Annotated in this window: 15 protein-coding genes; 7 read left to right on the top strand and 8 right to left on the bottom strand. The window is 72.0% G+C overall.

The annotated features are described in order from the left end of the window. Nucleotides 1-18: 18 nt before the first annotated feature. The 3 genes from ACOOHE_RS12315 to ACOOHE_RS12325 all read right to left on the bottom strand — a co-directional run bounded on the left by ACOOHE_RS12315 (nucleotide 19) and on the right by ACOOHE_RS12325 (nucleotide 2,059). Nucleotides 19-519: a hypothetical protein gene (locus tag ACOOHE_RS12315; RefSeq protein ID WP_420454378.1), complete on the bottom strand. Its 501-nt coding sequence runs from the start codon at nucleotides 517-519 to the stop codon at nucleotides 19-21. 41 nt (nucleotides 520-560) lie between these two features. After that, nucleotides 561-1,208 (bottom strand): orotate phosphoribosyltransferase, encoded by a 648-nt coding sequence (gene pyrE, locus ACOOHE_RS12320; RefSeq protein WP_420454379.1) that lies wholly within the window; start codon nucleotides 1,206-1,208, stop codon nucleotides 561-563. A 230-nt stretch (nucleotides 1,209-1,438) separates the two neighbouring features. Further along, nucleotides 1,439-2,059, bottom strand: a complete 621-nt coding sequence (locus tag ACOOHE_RS12325) for a CDP-alcohol phosphatidyltransferase family protein (RefSeq protein WP_420454380.1) — start codon at nucleotides 2,057-2,059, stop codon at nucleotides 1,439-1,441. A 250-nt stretch (nucleotides 2,060-2,309) separates the two neighbouring features. Here ACOOHE_RS12325 and dnaK point away from each other — a divergent pair, with 250 nt between their 5' ends. Beyond that, nucleotides 2,310-4,262, top strand: coding sequence for a molecular chaperone DnaK (dnaK, locus tag ACOOHE_RS12330; protein ID WP_420454381.1), 1,953 nt, complete (start codon nucleotides 2,310-2,312; stop codon nucleotides 4,260-4,262). 69 nt (nucleotides 4,263-4,331) lie between these two features. Here the strand turns inward: dnaK and ACOOHE_RS12335 are convergent, their stop codons facing one another. After that, a complete protein-coding gene (locus tag ACOOHE_RS12335) occupies nucleotides 4,332-4,733 on the bottom strand; it encodes a hypothetical protein (protein WP_420454382.1) in 402 nt (133 codons plus the stop codon). Nucleotides 4,734-4,915: 182 nt separating this feature from the next. On the opposite strand from ACOOHE_RS12335, the gene ACOOHE_RS12340 reads away from it, so the two are divergent. After that, complete coding sequence (locus tag ACOOHE_RS12340; protein ID WP_420454383.1) at nucleotides 4,916-5,065, top strand: hypothetical protein; 150 nt, start codon at nucleotides 4,916-4,918, stop codon at nucleotides 5,063-5,065. Nucleotides 5,066-5,098: 33 nt separating this feature from the next. Further along, nucleotides 5,099-5,962: a formyltetrahydrofolate deformylase gene (gene purU / locus ACOOHE_RS12345; RefSeq protein WP_420454384.1), complete on the top strand. Its 864-nt coding sequence runs from the start codon at nucleotides 5,099-5,101 to the stop codon at nucleotides 5,960-5,962. An 83-nt stretch (nucleotides 5,963-6,045) separates the two neighbouring features. On the opposite strand, the gene ACOOHE_RS12350 is transcribed toward purU, so the two are convergent. Next, nucleotides 6,046-7,200: an AI-2E family transporter gene (locus tag ACOOHE_RS12350; RefSeq protein ID WP_420454385.1), complete on the bottom strand. Its 1,155-nt coding sequence runs from the start codon at nucleotides 7,198-7,200 to the stop codon at nucleotides 6,046-6,048. A 431-nt stretch (nucleotides 7,201-7,631) separates the two neighbouring features. On the opposite strand from ACOOHE_RS12350, the gene ACOOHE_RS12355 reads away from it, so the two are divergent. Genes ACOOHE_RS12355 through ACOOHE_RS12365 form a run of 3 tightly spaced genes read left to right on the top strand, consistent with a single transcriptional unit; the run spans nucleotide 7,632 to nucleotide 10,254 of the window. Further along, nucleotides 7,632-8,666, top strand: a complete 1,035-nt coding sequence (locus ACOOHE_RS12355) for a ParA family protein (RefSeq protein ID WP_420454386.1) — start codon at nucleotides 7,632-7,634, stop codon at nucleotides 8,664-8,666. 8 nt (nucleotides 8,667-8,674) lie between these two features. Beyond that, nucleotides 8,675-9,616, top strand: coding sequence for a ParB/RepB/Spo0J family partition protein (locus ACOOHE_RS12360; RefSeq protein WP_420454387.1), 942 nt, complete (start codon nucleotides 8,675-8,677; stop codon nucleotides 9,614-9,616). Nucleotides 9,617-9,621: 5 nt separating this feature from the next. Then, entirely contained in the window at nucleotides 9,622-10,254 is a 633-nt protein-coding gene (locus ACOOHE_RS12365) for a DUF5683 domain-containing protein (RefSeq protein WP_420454388.1), read from the top strand. Between the two features lie 227 nt (nucleotides 10,255-10,481). On the opposite strand, the gene ACOOHE_RS12370 is transcribed toward ACOOHE_RS12365, so the two are convergent. Continuing rightward, nucleotides 10,482-10,856: a hypothetical protein gene (locus tag ACOOHE_RS12370; protein WP_420454389.1), complete on the bottom strand. Its 375-nt coding sequence runs from the start codon at nucleotides 10,854-10,856 to the stop codon at nucleotides 10,482-10,484. A 91-nt stretch (nucleotides 10,857-10,947) separates the two neighbouring features. On the opposite strand from ACOOHE_RS12370, the gene ACOOHE_RS12375 reads away from it, so the two are divergent. Further along, complete coding sequence (locus ACOOHE_RS12375) at nucleotides 10,948-11,730, top strand: endonuclease/exonuclease/phosphatase family protein (RefSeq protein WP_420454390.1); 783 nt, start codon at nucleotides 10,948-10,950, stop codon at nucleotides 11,728-11,730. Between the two features lie 129 nt (nucleotides 11,731-11,859). On the opposite strand, the gene ACOOHE_RS12380 is transcribed toward ACOOHE_RS12375, so the two are convergent. Beyond that, complete coding sequence (locus tag ACOOHE_RS12380; RefSeq protein WP_420454391.1) at nucleotides 11,860-12,093, bottom strand: hypothetical protein; 234 nt, start codon at nucleotides 12,091-12,093, stop codon at nucleotides 11,860-11,862. A gap of 3 nt (nucleotides 12,094-12,096) precedes the next feature. After that, on the bottom strand, nucleotides 12,097-14,460 hold the full coding sequence (locus ACOOHE_RS12385) for an acyl-CoA dehydrogenase (RefSeq protein ID WP_420454392.1): 2,364 nt from the start codon (nucleotides 14,458-14,460) through the stop codon (nucleotides 12,097-12,099). Nucleotides 14,461-14,478 lie beyond the last annotated feature (18 nt).

A 14,478-nucleotide genomic window follows, 5' to 3' on the forward strand; every position in this document is an offset into this window, starting at 1 on the left:
CGTCTCTCCGGAACCGGGCTACGCCAGCCGGGCCGGAATCTGGAGCCGCCGGGCGACGGCCGCCGCGGCGTCCTCGGCGACCGTGCGGACCGGCGAGGCCTGGTGCGTCAGCGGGAACCGCTCGCCCGTCTGGAGCTCGAGCACGACCCGGTACGTCGTGTCGCCGTCGCTGTCCTTTCCTTCTTCGACCCGGACCCACGCGACCTCGGACGGGGCGAGGGACCGGGTTCGAGACGGGCGGAGCGGCCGGCGCTCGGTCCACTCCACGCCCCGGCGCCGGACGACGGCCCCCGCCCACCGGCCGCCCCACAGTGCCAGGCCGCCGCCGAGGTGGGCCACCCCGATCACGCCGACTCCGAGCCGGGCCAGGAGCGTCGCGTCGCCGAACCCACCCGTCCCCACCACGGCAGCCGCGAGCGCGAACGAGCCCGAAGCCACGAACACGCTCCCGAACACGCGCGTGCAGCCGACGGCGTCGGTCACGTGGTCGGCGCGGTCGGTGGCGATGTGGCGGATCATGCGGTGGCCGGTATCGGCCACGCCCGCGCGAGATCAACCCGTTACGCGGCCCCTCCCCTCGTGACGCTCCACCCCGCCGGGTCGTCGCGCCACTCGCGGAGGACGGCCCAGGCGTCGGGCCCGAGGGCGCCCGTCTCTTGCGCGGCGCGCGCGAGTGTGGCGAAGTCGGTCAGCGTGACGAGCGGGACGCCGGCGGCCTCGAACGCGCGCTCGGCCTCGGCGAACCCGTACGAGAACACGGCCAGGACCGCGACTACGTCGGCGCCCGTGTCATCCAGCGCGTCGGCCGCGCTCAGGACCGAGCCGCCCGTCGAGACCAGGTCCTCGACCAAGACGACGCGCTGGCCCGGCTCGACGCGGCCCTCGACCCGGTTCTGGCGCCCGTGCCCCTTGGCCTCCCCGCGGACGTAGCTGAACGGGAGCCCGGCCCGGTTCGCCAAGAGCGCCCCGTGGGGGATGCCGGCCGTGGCCGTGGCCGAGACCGCGTCGACGGGCGTCGCGAGCTCGGTGAGCGCCTGGAAGAAGGCGTGGGCCACGCGGCTCCGGACGTCGGGGACCGACAGCAGCAGCCGGTTGTCGGTGTAGACCGGCGACAGCCGGCCGGACGCCCAGGTAAACGGGTCGTCGGGCCGGAGCGCGACGGCCTCAACGTCCAGAAGGTCGCGGGCGATGGCCTCGGCCGTAGTCATGGGTAAGGTTGGCACGTTTTCAATTCACATCGAACCGCATAACAAACCAGACTCTATCTTTGAGAACTCGAGGATCCATAGTGGAATGCTCGTCGCTGACAAGGGCCGCATGGATTCTCGCGTGCGCGGCAATGACAGCGTCTCGTCGGGTGCGATCTAAAGGCCTCAACGGTCCTGCCAGCAGAAGAGAGCTTCGCTGGCGACGACGTTACGAAACAGATCGTCGCCATCTACGACGCGGGCGTGGACCGACGGAAGTAGAGGACGCCTGTGTAGACGGTCACGGCCGCGGTGACGACCAAGAACGCGAGCGCGGCCGGCGACGCGAGCGCCTGGTACAGGAACCGGCCGAGGTCGCCGACGCCCCCTCCGACGGACCGGAGGTGGGAGCCCGCCAAGAACACGAACGCCGTGATCAAGAACGTGAGCTGCCACGCCGTCTTCCACTTGGCCGCCGCCGACGTCATGACCGGCCGGTTCTGGCGCTCGCGCACCGTCCGCAGTGCTGTCACGGCCACGTCCCGCGCGGCGATCGCCCCGATGGCGAGCCACGGGAGCCACTCGCCGGCCGGTGCCGCCAGACCGGGCCCGATGGGGTCGAGGAACGGGATCAGGAAGAAGGCCCCCAACACCAGCACCTTGTCGGCGAGCGGGTCCAAAAACTGGCCCAACCGTGACGAGACGCCGTACTCCCGTGCCAGGCGCCCGTCGAGCCAGTCCGTGATGGCCGCCAGGATGAACAGAGCGGCCCCGGCCACCTGCCCCCACACCGTCCCCGTCCACAGCAGGTACAGGCACACCGGGGCGGCCACGATGCGGCCGACGGTGAGGGCGTTCGGGACGTGCTTCATCGCGGGCGGCGCGCGAGCCTGAAGGGGCCCGCAAGATACCCCGGGGCGGGCGGACTTGAGGAACCGTTGAAGGGCCATGCCATAACGGCAATCGACGCCGGGTGGCACGGCCCTTGTCCGCCTCTCGCCCGAACACACGCGCTGACGCCACGGCAGGTCGGGCCGCGCGGATCCTCACCCCGAGGACCGCGTAGCCACCGAGACCCCGGGGTCGGCGCCCCTCTTTTTTACCAGACATCACCTCCCCCCAATGGGCAAGATTATTGGCATCGACCTCGGCACGACGAACTCCGTCGTGGCCGTCATGGAGGGCAACGAGCCCGTCGTCGTCCCCAACGCCGAGGGCGGGCGGACGACCCCGTCCGTCGTCGCGTTCAAGAAGGACGGCGAGCGGCTCGTCGGGGCCCCGGCCAAGCGCCAGGCCATCACCAACCCGTCCAACACCATCTTCTCGGTCAAGCGGTTCATGGGCCGCCAGCACGACGAGGTCGCCGAGGAGATGAAGACGGTCCCGTACACGGTCACCAAGGGCGACGGCGGCGTGGCCCGGATCGAGGTCGAGGCCGGCACCGAGTCCAAGCTCTACACGCCGCAGGAGATCTCGGCGATGGTCTTGGGCAAGCTCAAGCAGACGGCCGAGGACTACCTCGGCGAGCGCGTCACCGAGGCCGTCATCACGGTCCCGGCCTACTTCAACGACGCCCAGCGCAAGGCGACCAAGGAGGCCGGCCAGATCGCCGGGCTCGACGTCAAGCGAATCTTGAACGAGCCGACCGCCGCGGCCCTCGCCTACGGCCTCGACAAGAAGAACGAGGACGAGGTCATCGCGGTCTACGACCTGGGCGGCGGGACCTACGACATCTCGATCCTGGAACTCGGCGACGGCGTCTTCGAGGTCAAGAGCACGAACGGCGACACGCACCTGGGCGGCGACGACTTCGACCAGCGCCTGATCGACTGGATCGCCGACGAGTTCCAGCGGACCGACGGGATCGACCTGCGGACCGACCCGATGGCGCTCCAGCGGCTCAAGGAGGCCGCCGAGAAGGCCAAGATCGAGCTCTCGGCCGCGTCCCAGACCACGATCAACCTCCCGTTCATCACGGCGACCCAGGAGGGCCCGAAGCACCTCACGATCGACCTGACGCGGGCCAAGTTCGAGCAGCTCGTCGACGACTTGGTCCAGCGGACGATCCCGCCGATGGAGAAGGCGCTCAAGGACGCCGGGCTCACCAAGGACCAGGTCGACGAGGTCATCTTGGTCGGCGGCTCGTCGCGGATTCCCAAGATCCAGGAGGTCGTCAAGGACTTCTTTGGCAAGGCGCCGAACAAGTCGGTCAACCCGGACGAGGTCGTCGCCGTCGGCGCGGCCATCCAGGGCGGCGTGCTCTCGGGCGACGTCACCGACGTGCTCCTGCTCGACGTCACGCCGCTCAACCTGGGCATCGAGACCCTCGGTGGCGTCATGACGGCGCTGATCCCGGCCAACACGACGATCCCGACGCGGAAGTCGGAGACGTTCTCGACGGCGAGCGACAACCAGCCGTCGGTCGAGATCCACGTGCTCCAGGGCGACCGCTCGATGGCCGTCGACAACCGAACGATTGGCCGGTTCCACCTCGACGGGATCCCGCCGGCCCCGCGCGGGCTGCCCCAGGTCGAGGTCACGTTCGACATCGACGCCGACGGGATCCTGTCGGTCTCGGCCAAGGACAAGGCGACCGGCAAGGAGCAGTCGATCCGGATCGAGGCGTCGTCGGGCCTGAGCGAGCAGGAGATCGAGGCCATGCGCCGCGCCGCGCGCGAGAACGCGAACGAGGACGCCAAGCGCAAGGAGTCGATCGACAAGCTCAACCAGGCCGACAGCCTGATCTTCTCGACCCAGAAGAACTTGGCCGACTACGGCGACAAGATCCCGGCCGAGAAGCGGTCCCAGATCGAGGCCGGGCTGGAGCGGCTCCAGGAGGTCCACAAGGGCCAGGACCTCGACCAGCTCGACTCGGCGATGGAGCAGCTCAACACGGCGTGGAGCGGCGCGGCCGAGGACCTCTACCGGGCCCAGCAGGCCGAGGCCGAGGCCGGCGGCGCCGACGCGGCGGCCGACGCCCAGGCCAACGGCGCGACGGCGCCCGCCGCCGAGGAGGCCGACTTCGAGGTGGTCGACGAGGGCGACGCGGCGACGAGCACGCCGCCCCCCGCGTAGCCTGAGCCCCTCGGACCAGAACCCGACGCCCCGGTCGCCCACAGCGGCCGGGGCTTTTTTGGGCGGGCGTCAGTCGAGCGTGTACGTCCCGCTCGCCGACGCGCCGCCGAAGGTGAGGAAGGCCCACGTCCCCCCGCTCGTCACGTCCGGGCAGTCACCGGTCAGCTGGAGGTTGGCGTCGACGATATCGGTGTCGAAACGGACGGTGAGGTGCGCGGGGCCCTCGTCCTGACGGCGCGTGCAGTCGGCCGCGAGCCTGCCGGCTTGGTTGAACGTCACGCCGGAGTCCGCCAGCCGGTAGGTCCCGTTGACGCGGGCGCCGGGAGCGATGGGGGCGTCGAGCGAGATCTCGCCGGTCGTCACGAGGCTCCCGGCCTCGTCGTACAGGGCGAGGTCGAACGCCGTGCCGTCGTCGCGAGAGTCGCAGCCGGCGACGGCGAGCACGGCGAGCGAGAGGAAGGCGAGTCGCATGGGAGGCGTCGGATGAGGCCGACAGTGTCGGGATCCCCAAGGCCGGTCGAAAGGCACGACCGGTGGCCTGGAGCGTCGCGCTCCCTCGCCCGCACAGCGCCTCGAGTGACCGAGGTCCGGCTGCGGAGGCTCACCGGGCGCCGCCCTCCGAGAAGACTCGGTCGGCAGGTGCCACGCTCGTTGTGCTGGAGGCCACGCAGATCCAGGACGGCCGCACGGCGCTGTGCACGCTCGACCAGATCGAGACGCTCGCGCGAGGCGTCGCGGCCGTCTCGGCGGCTGACCGCCTACGAGACCGCGATGCCACGCGCCCGATGCCCGGGCCGCGCTGAGGCGCGATCTTGCCCGCGTCCCCCCCGTGCCCGATGACCGTCCCGCTCGCCCGCCTGCTCGTCACCTGCCCGGACCAGCCCGGCATCGTCGCCGCCGTCACCGCGTTCTTGAGGAACCACGGGGCCAACATCACGGCGCTCGACCAGCACTCGACCGACCCCGTCGGCGGGACGTTCTTCCTGCGGACCGAGTTCACCACGCCCGACCTCGACCTGGCTGCCGAGGCGCTCGAGGCCGCCTTCGCCCGCGTCGTCGCGGCGCCGTTCGCGATGGACTGGCGGATCGACTACGCCTCGCGGCCGAAGCGGCTGGCCCTGATGGTGTCGAAGTACGACCACGTGCTGCTGGAGCTCCTGTGGCTGTGGCGGCGCGGCGAGCTCGACGCCGAGGTGCCGCTCGTCGTCAGCAACCACGACGACCTCCGAGCCGAGGTCGAGCGGTTCGGCGTGGCCTACCACCACGTCCCGGTGACGAAGGACACCAAGGCCGACGCCGAGGCCCGGACGCTGGCGCTGTTCGAGGAGGCCGCCGTCGACGTCGTCGTGCTGGCGCGCTACATGCAGATCCTGTCGCCGGCCGTCGTCGACCGGTACCCGGGCCGCATCCTCAACATCCACCACTCGTTCCTGCCCGCGTTCGTCGGCGCCGACCCGTACCGGCAGGCGTTCGAGCGCGGCGTCAAGGTGATCGGGGCGACGGCCCACTACGTCACGGCCGACCTCGACGAGGGCCCGATCATCGAGCAGGGCGTGGCCCGGGTCTCCCACCGCCAGTCCGTCGCCGACCTCAAGCGCCTCGGGCAGTCGCTCGAACGGGACGTGCTGGCCCGAGCCGTCCGGTGGCACCTCGAAGCGCGCGTGCTCGTCTACGAGAACAAGACGGTCGTATTCGCGTGAGTCCGTTCGAGTACGGGGTACCGGGTACGGCTCCCGCGCCGAGATCCACGGGAACGTACCGAGCACCCCATACCCGCCGGCATCTAGACGGGCGTCGCCTCGCCCGGCACGGCCTCCGGCGACAGGTCGGCCGGGTTGTCCTCGACGGCGGCGGCCTGGGGCGGGTCGAGGCCCGGGACCTCGGCGCCGTCGTCGGCCGGGCCGAACTCCTCGGTGAACATCTCCCAGACGGTCAGGAACAGGCCGGCCACGATGGGGCCCATCACCAGTCCCGAGAACCCGAACGTCGCCAGCCCCCCCAGCGTCGAGAGCAGGATCATGTAGTCCGGCATCCCCGCGTCGCGGCCGACCAGGACGGGCCGGAGCGCGTTGTCGACCGTCCCCATGACCCCGGCCCCGACGCCGGTCAGGATGAGGGCCTCCACCCAGGCCCCCGACACCAGCAGGATGACGGCCGCCGGGACCCAGACGATGGCTCCGCCGACGGCCGGGATCAGCGAGAAGATGGCCATGAGCACGCCCCACAGCACGGGCGACTCGATCCCCAGCAGCCAAAACGCGACGCCGCCGATGGTGCCCTGGATGGCCGAGATCACGAACGTCCCCTTGACCGTCGCCCGGGTGACGGCGGCGAACTTGGTGAACAGCCGCTTCTCGCGGGGGTCGCCGAGCGGGAGCGCCCGGATCATCGTCGCCCGGAGCGCCTCGCCGTCGCGGACGAAGAAGAACAGGACGTAGAGCGTGACCGCCAGCAGCAGCGTGAACGTGACCGCCTGCTGCCCGAACCCGAGCAGCCGCGACGCCACCTCCTGGCTCACCGCCAGCGCCGACGACGCCACGTTCTCGCGGATCTGGTCGAAGTCGACGCCGAGCTCTTGGGCGCGCTGGACCAGCTGGGGCAGCAGCCGCTCGACGGCCGCGACGGGCTCCGTCAGGTCGATGGCCCCGCTCGCGACCCGCTGGTACACGCCGACGGCCTCCTGCGTCACCAGGACCCCCAGCAGCACCAGCGGGGCCACGACGGCGATCAGCACCGTCAGCAGCGTGAGCAGCGCGGCCGGGGTCGCTCGACCGCCCAGGCGGCGCGCGAACCACTGGAACAACGGGGCGAAGAGGACCGCCAGCACGACGGCCCAGAACACCGGCAGCAGGAAGCCGCCCAGCGTCCACGCGAACGCCAGCGTGACCAGGACGACGAGGGCGAGGAACGCCCGGTTTTCGAGAGACCGGAAGTGCATCGGGGCAGGGCCAGGCGTGGCAATATCGCCGCTCTACACGGGGGGTTTCACCCGGAACCTCACCCAAATCTGCACGCGCCCTTGACGCGGAACGTTCTGTTCCCTATCGTTCGAGGACCGAGTGAGGTCGAGCCTGGCGATCTGTCCGGGGGGACGACAACCGGCCCGACCCACCCGTTTAACCCCGACTGGCCTTGGGCCGGTCGGGGTTTCTTTCGGACCGCCTCCCCGGCCACGCGCCATCTTCTCCGTTGGGAGACAGGGGGATGGAGGTGGCGACCTCGCCCGTCGCCTTCAGCGGTCAACGGCGGTCCGTGGACACGCGCGGCGGCCTCGGCGCCTCGCACCGCCGCCCAGGAGGCCTATATTCGGGGCGTCCCCCCGGCCGCTCGACGGTCGGCGTCTGTCTCCTCTTTCCAGCGCCCCCCGTCATGGGCAAGGTCATCGCGGTCGCGAATCAGAAGGGCGGCGTCGGGAAGACCACGACGGCCGTGAACCTGGCCGCTTCGCTGGCCGCCTCGGAGCACCCGACGCTGCTGATCGACACGGACCCCCAAGCGAACGGGACGTCGTCGCTCGGGATCGAGCCGCGGACGGTCGCCTCGTCGGTGTACGACGTGCTCACGGGGAGCGCGGCCGTCGAGGACGTCGCGCTCCACACCGAGATGCCGTTCCTCGACGTCGTCCCGAGCCACATCAACTTGGTCGGGGCCGAGATCGAGATGATCGACCTGTTCGAGCGCGAGCGGGTCCTGAAGAAGGCGCTCCAACAGGTCCGCCGGCGGTACCACTTCGTCGTGATCGACTGCCCGCCGAGCCTGGGCCTGTTGACGCTCAACGCGCTGACGGCGGCCGACTCCGTCCTCATCCCGGTCCAGACCGAGTACTTCGCGCTGGAGGGCCTGGGCCAGCTGCTCAACACGATCAAGATCGTCCGCCAGCACCTCAACCCGGACCTCGAGATCGAGGGCGTGCTCCTGACGATGTTCGACGGCCGGCTGCGCCTCAGCAACCAGGTGGCCGCCGAGGTCCGGCGCTACTTCGGCGACCGCGTGTTCGAGGCCGTCGTCCAGCGGAACGTGCGGATCTCGGAGGCGCCGAGCTTCGGCAAGCCGGTGCTGCTCTACGACGCGATCTCGTCGGGCGCGAAGAACTACATCGCCGTGGCCGGCGAGGTCGTCCGGAACAACCAGCGGTACCTCCAGGCCGCGCCCGAGGCCGCCGACGGGACGCCGCTCGACGACGCGCCCGCGCTCCGGGTGCCGCCAGCGGCCCCTCGCGTCGTGTCGCCGCCCGCGCCAACGGCGACCGCCCCCCCGCCGGCTCGGTCGTCGGCGTCCCCCCGCCCCCCCGCGGGCGACGGCGACGCCTCGGCCCCGCCCGACCGGGTCGTGATCGCCTCGCGCGCGACGCCGCCTGCCGCCGACAGCCTGCCCCGCCCGAGCGGGGACGCCCCCGACGCCTAACCCCTGCCATGGCCTCCCCCAAGAAAGCGGCCCTCGGAAAGGGCCTCAGCGCCCTCCTCCCCTCCCAGCCCGACGACGCGGGCGACGAGACCGGCTCGCGAACGCGGCTCTACAACTTCGAGGAGCGCCGCCGGTTGGCCGGCCGCGTGGCCGAGCTCGACCTCGACGCGATCCGCCCGAACCCGTACCAGCCGCGGACCGACTTCGACGAGGACGCCCTCGACGAGCTGGCCGCGTCGATCCAGCAGCTCGGCATCATCCAGCCGCTGACGGTCCGCGCGCTCGGCGACGGCCGCTACGAGCTGATCTCGGGCGAACGGCGCCTGCGGGCGAGCCGCCGGGCCGGCCTCAAGCGCGTCCCGGCCTACGTCCGCGAGGCCGACACGGAGGCGATGTTGGAGATGGCCATCGTCGAGAACGTCCAGCGGGAGGACCTCAACCCGGTCGAGGTGGCCCTGGGCTACCAGCGGCTGATGGAGGAGGTCGGGCTGACGCAGGAGGAGGTGGCCGAGAAGGTCGGCAAGAGCCGGCCGACGATCGCCAACGCGCTCCGGCTCCTGCGGCTGCCGCCGCGCGTCCAGGCGTCGCTGCGGGAGGGCGCGCTCTCGTCGGGCCACGCCCGCGCGCTCGTCGGCGTCGAGGACGACCAGGCGCTGCTGGACCTCCACCGCGAGATCCTGGACGACGGGCTCTCGGTCCGCGACGTCGAGCGGCGGGCCCGCGTCCTGCGCGAGGGAGAGCCCGAGGCACCGGCCCCGTCGCCCTCGGCCCCGGCCCTCCCCCCTCGGGACCGGCTCCAGATCGAGGCCATGGAGGCCCGGCTCCGCGAGCACGTCGCGAGCCGCGTCCAGATCAAGCACCGCGCGAGCGACGGCGGGGGCACGGTCGAGATCGCGTACTACTCCGTCGACGACCTCGAGCGCGTCGTGGCCCGGCTCACGGGCGAGTAGACGCCGTGCGCTCGTTCTGCGCCGCCGCCCTGGTGGCCCTGCTCGGGACGGCCGACGCCCAGCCCGCCGACTCGCTCGCCCGGCTGGCCGCTCCGGTCGCCCTCGACACGGTGGCCGTCGACACCTCCGCCGCGCGGACGCCCCGGGGGGCCGTCGTCCGGTCGCTGCTCGTCCCCGGCCTCGGCCAGGTCTACAACCGCCAGCCGCTGAAGGCGCCGGTCGCGGCGGGCCTGGTCGTCGGCGCCGTCGTCTACTTCGTCGACCGCCAGGCCCAGTACGTGCTGTACCGCCGGGCGACGGCCTACGCCGGGTGCCGGACCGCGCTGGGCGGCAACCCCGACACGGTCCCCGACGGCGCGGAGGTCTGCGAGAACGCCCTCGCTTCGTATCAGGACGAGTACGACCGGCTCAACGCTCAGACGGCGACCGACCTGTCGTTCCAAACACTGCGGAGCGTCCGCGCGACGGCGCGGGGGCAGCGCGACGTGGGCGGCGTCGTGGTGCTGGTGGCCTACGCGCTCCAGGCCCTCGACGCCTACGTCGCCGCCGAGCTGGCCGACTTCGACGTGAGCGAGGACCTCGGCGTGCGGGTCGTCCCCGGGCCGGCGCCGTCGCTGGCGCTGCGCGTCCGCTTGTGACGCCAGACCGCCGGCGTCGTGCCCTCGTCCCATCGCGGTCGCCACGGGCACGCCACCGGCGTGCCCCTACGTGTGGTCCGGCAGGTGAGACCACGTCTCATCGGTCCGGCGTCCCGTCGGCGCGGACGGTACGGCCCGCGCCGTGGCCGAGGCTCGGCCCATCTTGCAAACAAACGCGGGGCGCGCCGTCGCCAGCGCGCCCCGCGAGCGCCGACCCGGAGGCCGACCTAGTTGGTGCAGATCGAGCGGAGCACGCGGCGGCGCTCGTCGAGCGTGTCCCGCCAGCGGCCCTCACCGACCTCGGCGTCGCCGAGGAAGTAGTCCCACCGGTCGACCGTGTCCTCGTTGAGGACGATCGACGTGGTCATGGTGGCCGTCCGCTTGAGGAGCGGCTGGAGCCCCATCTGGTGGACGAACGTGATCCGGCAGTCGCCGGCCTCGACGCGGCGGACGGAGAGCCAGTTGTCGCCACAGACGTGGCAGGTGAAGAAGCGGGCCTCGTGCTCGTCGGTCATGAAGTCGAGCTCGTCGGACTCGTCGGCTTCGAGGTCCATCGGGAGCATCGAGTGGGAGCCGCAGGCCTTGCACTGAAGGCGATCCATGGGGTGTGGGGGAATCTGTCGGAGGATAACGGATCGGGCGGGATCGCCGCACCCGATGGGCTCGTCTTCACCCCCGATTGTCCCCGTCTCCGTGGCCCGTCCCACCCGCGTCTCGCCGTACCTCGCCGAGCTCCTGTCGCCCCCCCCCGTCCTGGAGCCCGCCCCGCTCGCCCGCCGGCTCCGGGTCGCCTCGTACAACGTCCACCGCTGGGCCGGCGTCCGCGGCGGGCGCCAGTACGAGCCCGAGCGGGCGTTCGCCGTCGTCGACGAGCTCGGCGCCGACGTGCTCGCGCTCCAGGAGGTCCTGCGGCCGACGGAGGGGCCGGACCCGCTCCGCGAGCTGGCCCGCCGGCTCGGGTTCCACCTCGCGTTCGTCGTCACCCGGCTCCACCGCCGGGGCGAGCTCGGCAACGCCGTCCTGTCGCGGTGGCCCCTCGCCGGGGCCCACGCCATCGACCTCTCGTTCGGGCGGTTGGAGCGGCGGGCGGCGCTCGCGGTCCGCGTCAGCAGCGGCGAGCGGAGCTTGCAGGTGGCCGCGACCCACCTCGCGCTCGTCGACCGGACCCGAGCCCGGCAGGTCCGGACGCTCCTTGGCCACCCCCAGCTCGCCGACGGACCGGCCGTCCTCGTGGGCGACATGAACGCCTGGCGGCCGACGAAGGCCTCGCGCGCGCTCGACGACCACTTCCAGACGCGCCACCACAACGCGGACTGGCCGGCGTCGTACCCGTCGGTCCGCCCGGTGCTGGCGCTCGACCGGCTCTACGCCCGCGGCGCCCGCATCGAGTCGATGGAGACGCACGCGAGCGAGGCCGCCCGCCGCGGCTCGGACCACCTCCCCATCGTCGCGACGATCGAGCTGGAGGAGGCGTGATGCCGATTCGGCGCTTCAGTGTCAGGGTGTGCCAGGCGAGCGATGCGTGATCCGTGACGCATGACCCTCACTGAGGAGAGTCACGCATCCGCCCGTACGCCATCCTGACATCGGGCTTCCAAAACGGTATCACTCCTCGCGGTCCAAGAACCACTCGGCGTGCTCGCACACGTCGGACTGGCGGTCCTCGTGGAGGACGAGCGTCTCCTCGCGGAACGTCATCTCGAAGGCGCCGGTGACGGGGACGGCCCGGTACCGCTCGAACGTCAGCCGGTCGCCGGGGAGGACGAGCGTTCCTTGGTCGTCGCGGAACGACTGGCGGACGACGTAGGCCGTCCCGGATTCGAGGTCGGTGATCCGCATGTCCTACGGGTCGAGCGGGAGGCGGCTGGAGCCGATCTCCGAGCCGAGCAGCTCGTCCGGGATGCCGAAGGCGTCGACCAGCTCGACGGCGACCGGGCGGAGCCGGTGGAGCAGCGCGTTGACCTCGGTGCGGACGGCCTTGGCGACCGGCGCGTCGATCAGGTTCTGCTCCAAGAACCAGCCCCGGTCGCGCTCGAGGTGCTCCAGCGCGAAGAGCGCGCAGACGAGCCCGAGCAGCGTCTTGCGCTGGTCGTCCTCGACGGCGTCCACGGTGGCCTGGAAGTCCTCCAGCACCCGCCGCTCGGCGTGCGCCGAGGCCAGCGTGAGCAGGTGGTCCTGGACCTCGACGAAGGCCTCGAACGAGTCCATCCCGGCGTCGATCCGGCGCTTGAGCCGGGCGGCCACCTGGACCAGGAGCGTCCGCTCGCGGCGCTCGAACAGGTCGCGGTGCCACGCCGGGTCGAGCAGGTGGCCCCGGTCCGTGTTCCGCCGCGCCAGCGGGTTGATCTCGCCCACGCGGACGGCCGCCTGGTCGCGGACGTAGCGGACCAGGCCCCAGGCGTTCATGTCCGAGAACTCCTGGCGGTAGCCGGCCAGCAGCCCCTTGGCCACCTGGAGCTGCAAGACCGTGTTGTCGCCCTCGAACGTCGTGAAGATGTCGGAGTCCGCCTTGCGGTGGGCGAGCCGGGCCGACCACCGGAAGCCCTCGCCGCCGCACGCCTCGCGCGCCTCCTGCAACGTCGACGTCGCGTGCCACGAGGCCATCGTCTTGAGCGCCGCCGCCCGGGCCTCGATCTCGCGCGTGTCGCCGCCCGGCTCGAGCGCGGCGAAGTCGCCGGCCAGCCGGTTCAGCGCGAACGTCAGCCCGTACGACGTGGCGACGCGCGGGATCAACCGCCGCTGGTGGCTGAGGTAGTCCAGGATGGCGACCTCGGCCCTGCCGGCCGGCCCGAACTGGCGCCGCCGCGCCCCGTAGCGGACGGCCACGGTCAGCCCGGCCTTGGCCGCGCTGTTGGCCGCCGCGCCGACCGCGATCCGCCCGCCGACGAGGGTGCCGAGCATCACGAAGAACCGCTTGCCCGCGCTCGGGATCGGGCTCGTGTACGTCCCGCTCTCGTCCACCTGGGCGTAGCGGCTTAGGAGCGCCTCGCGCGGGACGCGGGCGTCGTCGAACCAGAGCTGGCCGTTGTCGACGCCGTTGAGCCCCATCTTGTGGCCGCTGTCGGCGATGCGGACGTGGGGCACGGGCTCGCCCGCCTCGGTTCGGATGGGGACGACGAAGGCGTGGACGCCGTAGCCCTCCCCGTCGATCACGAGTTGGGCGAAGACCGTCGCCTGCTGGCCGTGGACGGCCGCGTTCCCGATCCACTCCTTGTGGTCATGGTCCGTCGGCGTGCGGATCACCCACTCGTCGGTCGCCCGGTCGAACGTCGCCGTCGTCTCCAGGTCGCGGACGTTCGAGCCGTGGCCCCGCTCGGTCATGGCGAAGGCGCCCGGGAGATCGAGCGTCCCGATGGCGGGCAGGAGCGCCCGCCGCTGCGCGTCGCTCCCGAGCGCGTTGACGCTCCCGCCCCACAGCCCGAACTGGACGCCGAACTTGACGACCAGGCTCAGGTCGTGCGTCGCGATGGTCTCGAAGGCGGCGATAAAGCGGGCGATGTCGCCGCTCCCGCCGGCCCACGCGGGGTAGGCGAGCGCGCCGATGCCCTGGTCGGCCAGGAGTCGGGTCCAGCGCAAGACGGTCTCGCGGTACTCGGCGTTCGAGACGTCCGGCTCGGGGTAGGCGAACGCCGGGTCGCTCAGCAGCCGCCGCACCCGGTCCTTGGTCTCGGCGTGGGGCCCGTCGAGCAGCGCCCGCATCGCGCCGACGTCGAACGCCGGGCGCGGGACGCCCGTCTCCTCTGGGGGCCGGACCTCGATCAGGTCCCGGACCGCCTCCTCGCCGACGACGCCCAGCAGCGCCTCGACCTCCTGAAGGGCCAGCCGAGCTTCAGCGGGAAGGCTCGCGCCGTCGCCGCTGCCGGACAGCGTCGCCAGGTCGGCACCCAAATCCGCCAGCGACTTGTGGGCGACGTCGGGGATGTGGCGGGCGGCCTGGCGGATCGTGCGGATCCAGCGGAAGTAGGTCGTCGCGTCGGGCGGATCGGCCGGGTCGAGCCAGGCCGAGACCTGGGCCCGGTCGGCGTCGGTCATCCAGAGCTCGCCGGCCAGCCGCTCGCGCGTGGCCTCGATCTCGGACGGCGTCAGGAGGCCGTCGGCCCAGGCGACGTACAAGAGCGGCAACACGGAGGCGACGCCGCGCGACAGCTCGGCGACGGCGTCGGGGCCGTCCGGGGCGTCGGCGTTCTCGGAGGTCGTGTCAGCCATCGGGCTTGGGGCGGTGTC

It is taken from the genome of Rubrivirga sp., from assembly GCF_965213695.1.
Taxonomy (GTDB): Bacteria; Bacteroidota; Rhodothermia; order Rhodothermales; family Rubricoccaceae; genus Rubrivirga.

Coding starts and splice junctions, on each gene's coding strand:
- ACOOHE_RS12315 (WP_420454378.1), bottom strand. CDS start 519: ATGATCCGCCACATCGCCACCGACCGCGCCGACCACGTGACCGACGCC.
- pyrE (WP_420454379.1), bottom strand. CDS start 1,208: ATGACTACGGCCGAGGCCATCGCCCGCGACCTTCTGGACGTTGAGGCC.
- ACOOHE_RS12325 (WP_420454380.1), bottom strand. CDS start 2,059: ATGAAGCACGTCCCGAACGCCCTCACCGTCGGCCGCATCGTGGCCGCC.
- dnaK (WP_420454381.1), top strand. CDS start 2,310: ATGGGCAAGATTATTGGCATCGACCTCGGCACGACGAACTCCGTCGTG.
- ACOOHE_RS12335 (WP_420454382.1), bottom strand. CDS start 4,733: ATGCGACTCGCCTTCCTCTCGCTCGCCGTGCTCGCCGTCGCCGGCTGC.
- purU (WP_420454384.1), top strand. CDS start 5,099: ATGACCGTCCCGCTCGCCCGCCTGCTCGTCACCTGCCCGGACCAGCCC.
- ACOOHE_RS12350 (WP_420454385.1), bottom strand. CDS start 7,200: ATGCACTTCCGGTCTCTCGAAAACCGGGCGTTCCTCGCCCTCGTCGTC.
- ACOOHE_RS12355 (WP_420454386.1), top strand. CDS start 7,632: ATGGGCAAGGTCATCGCGGTCGCGAATCAGAAGGGCGGCGTCGGGAAG.
- ACOOHE_RS12360 (WP_420454387.1), top strand. CDS start 8,675: ATGGCCTCCCCCAAGAAAGCGGCCCTCGGAAAGGGCCTCAGCGCCCTC.
- ACOOHE_RS12370 (WP_420454389.1), bottom strand. CDS start 10,856: ATGGATCGCCTTCAGTGCAAGGCCTGCGGCTCCCACTCGATGCTCCCG.
- ACOOHE_RS12380 (WP_420454391.1), bottom strand. CDS start 12,093: ATGCGGATCACCGACCTCGAATCCGGGACGGCCTACGTCGTCCGCCAG.
- ACOOHE_RS12385 (WP_420454392.1), bottom strand. CDS start 14,460: ATGGCTGACACGACCTCCGAGAACGCCGACGCCCCGGACGGCCCCGAC.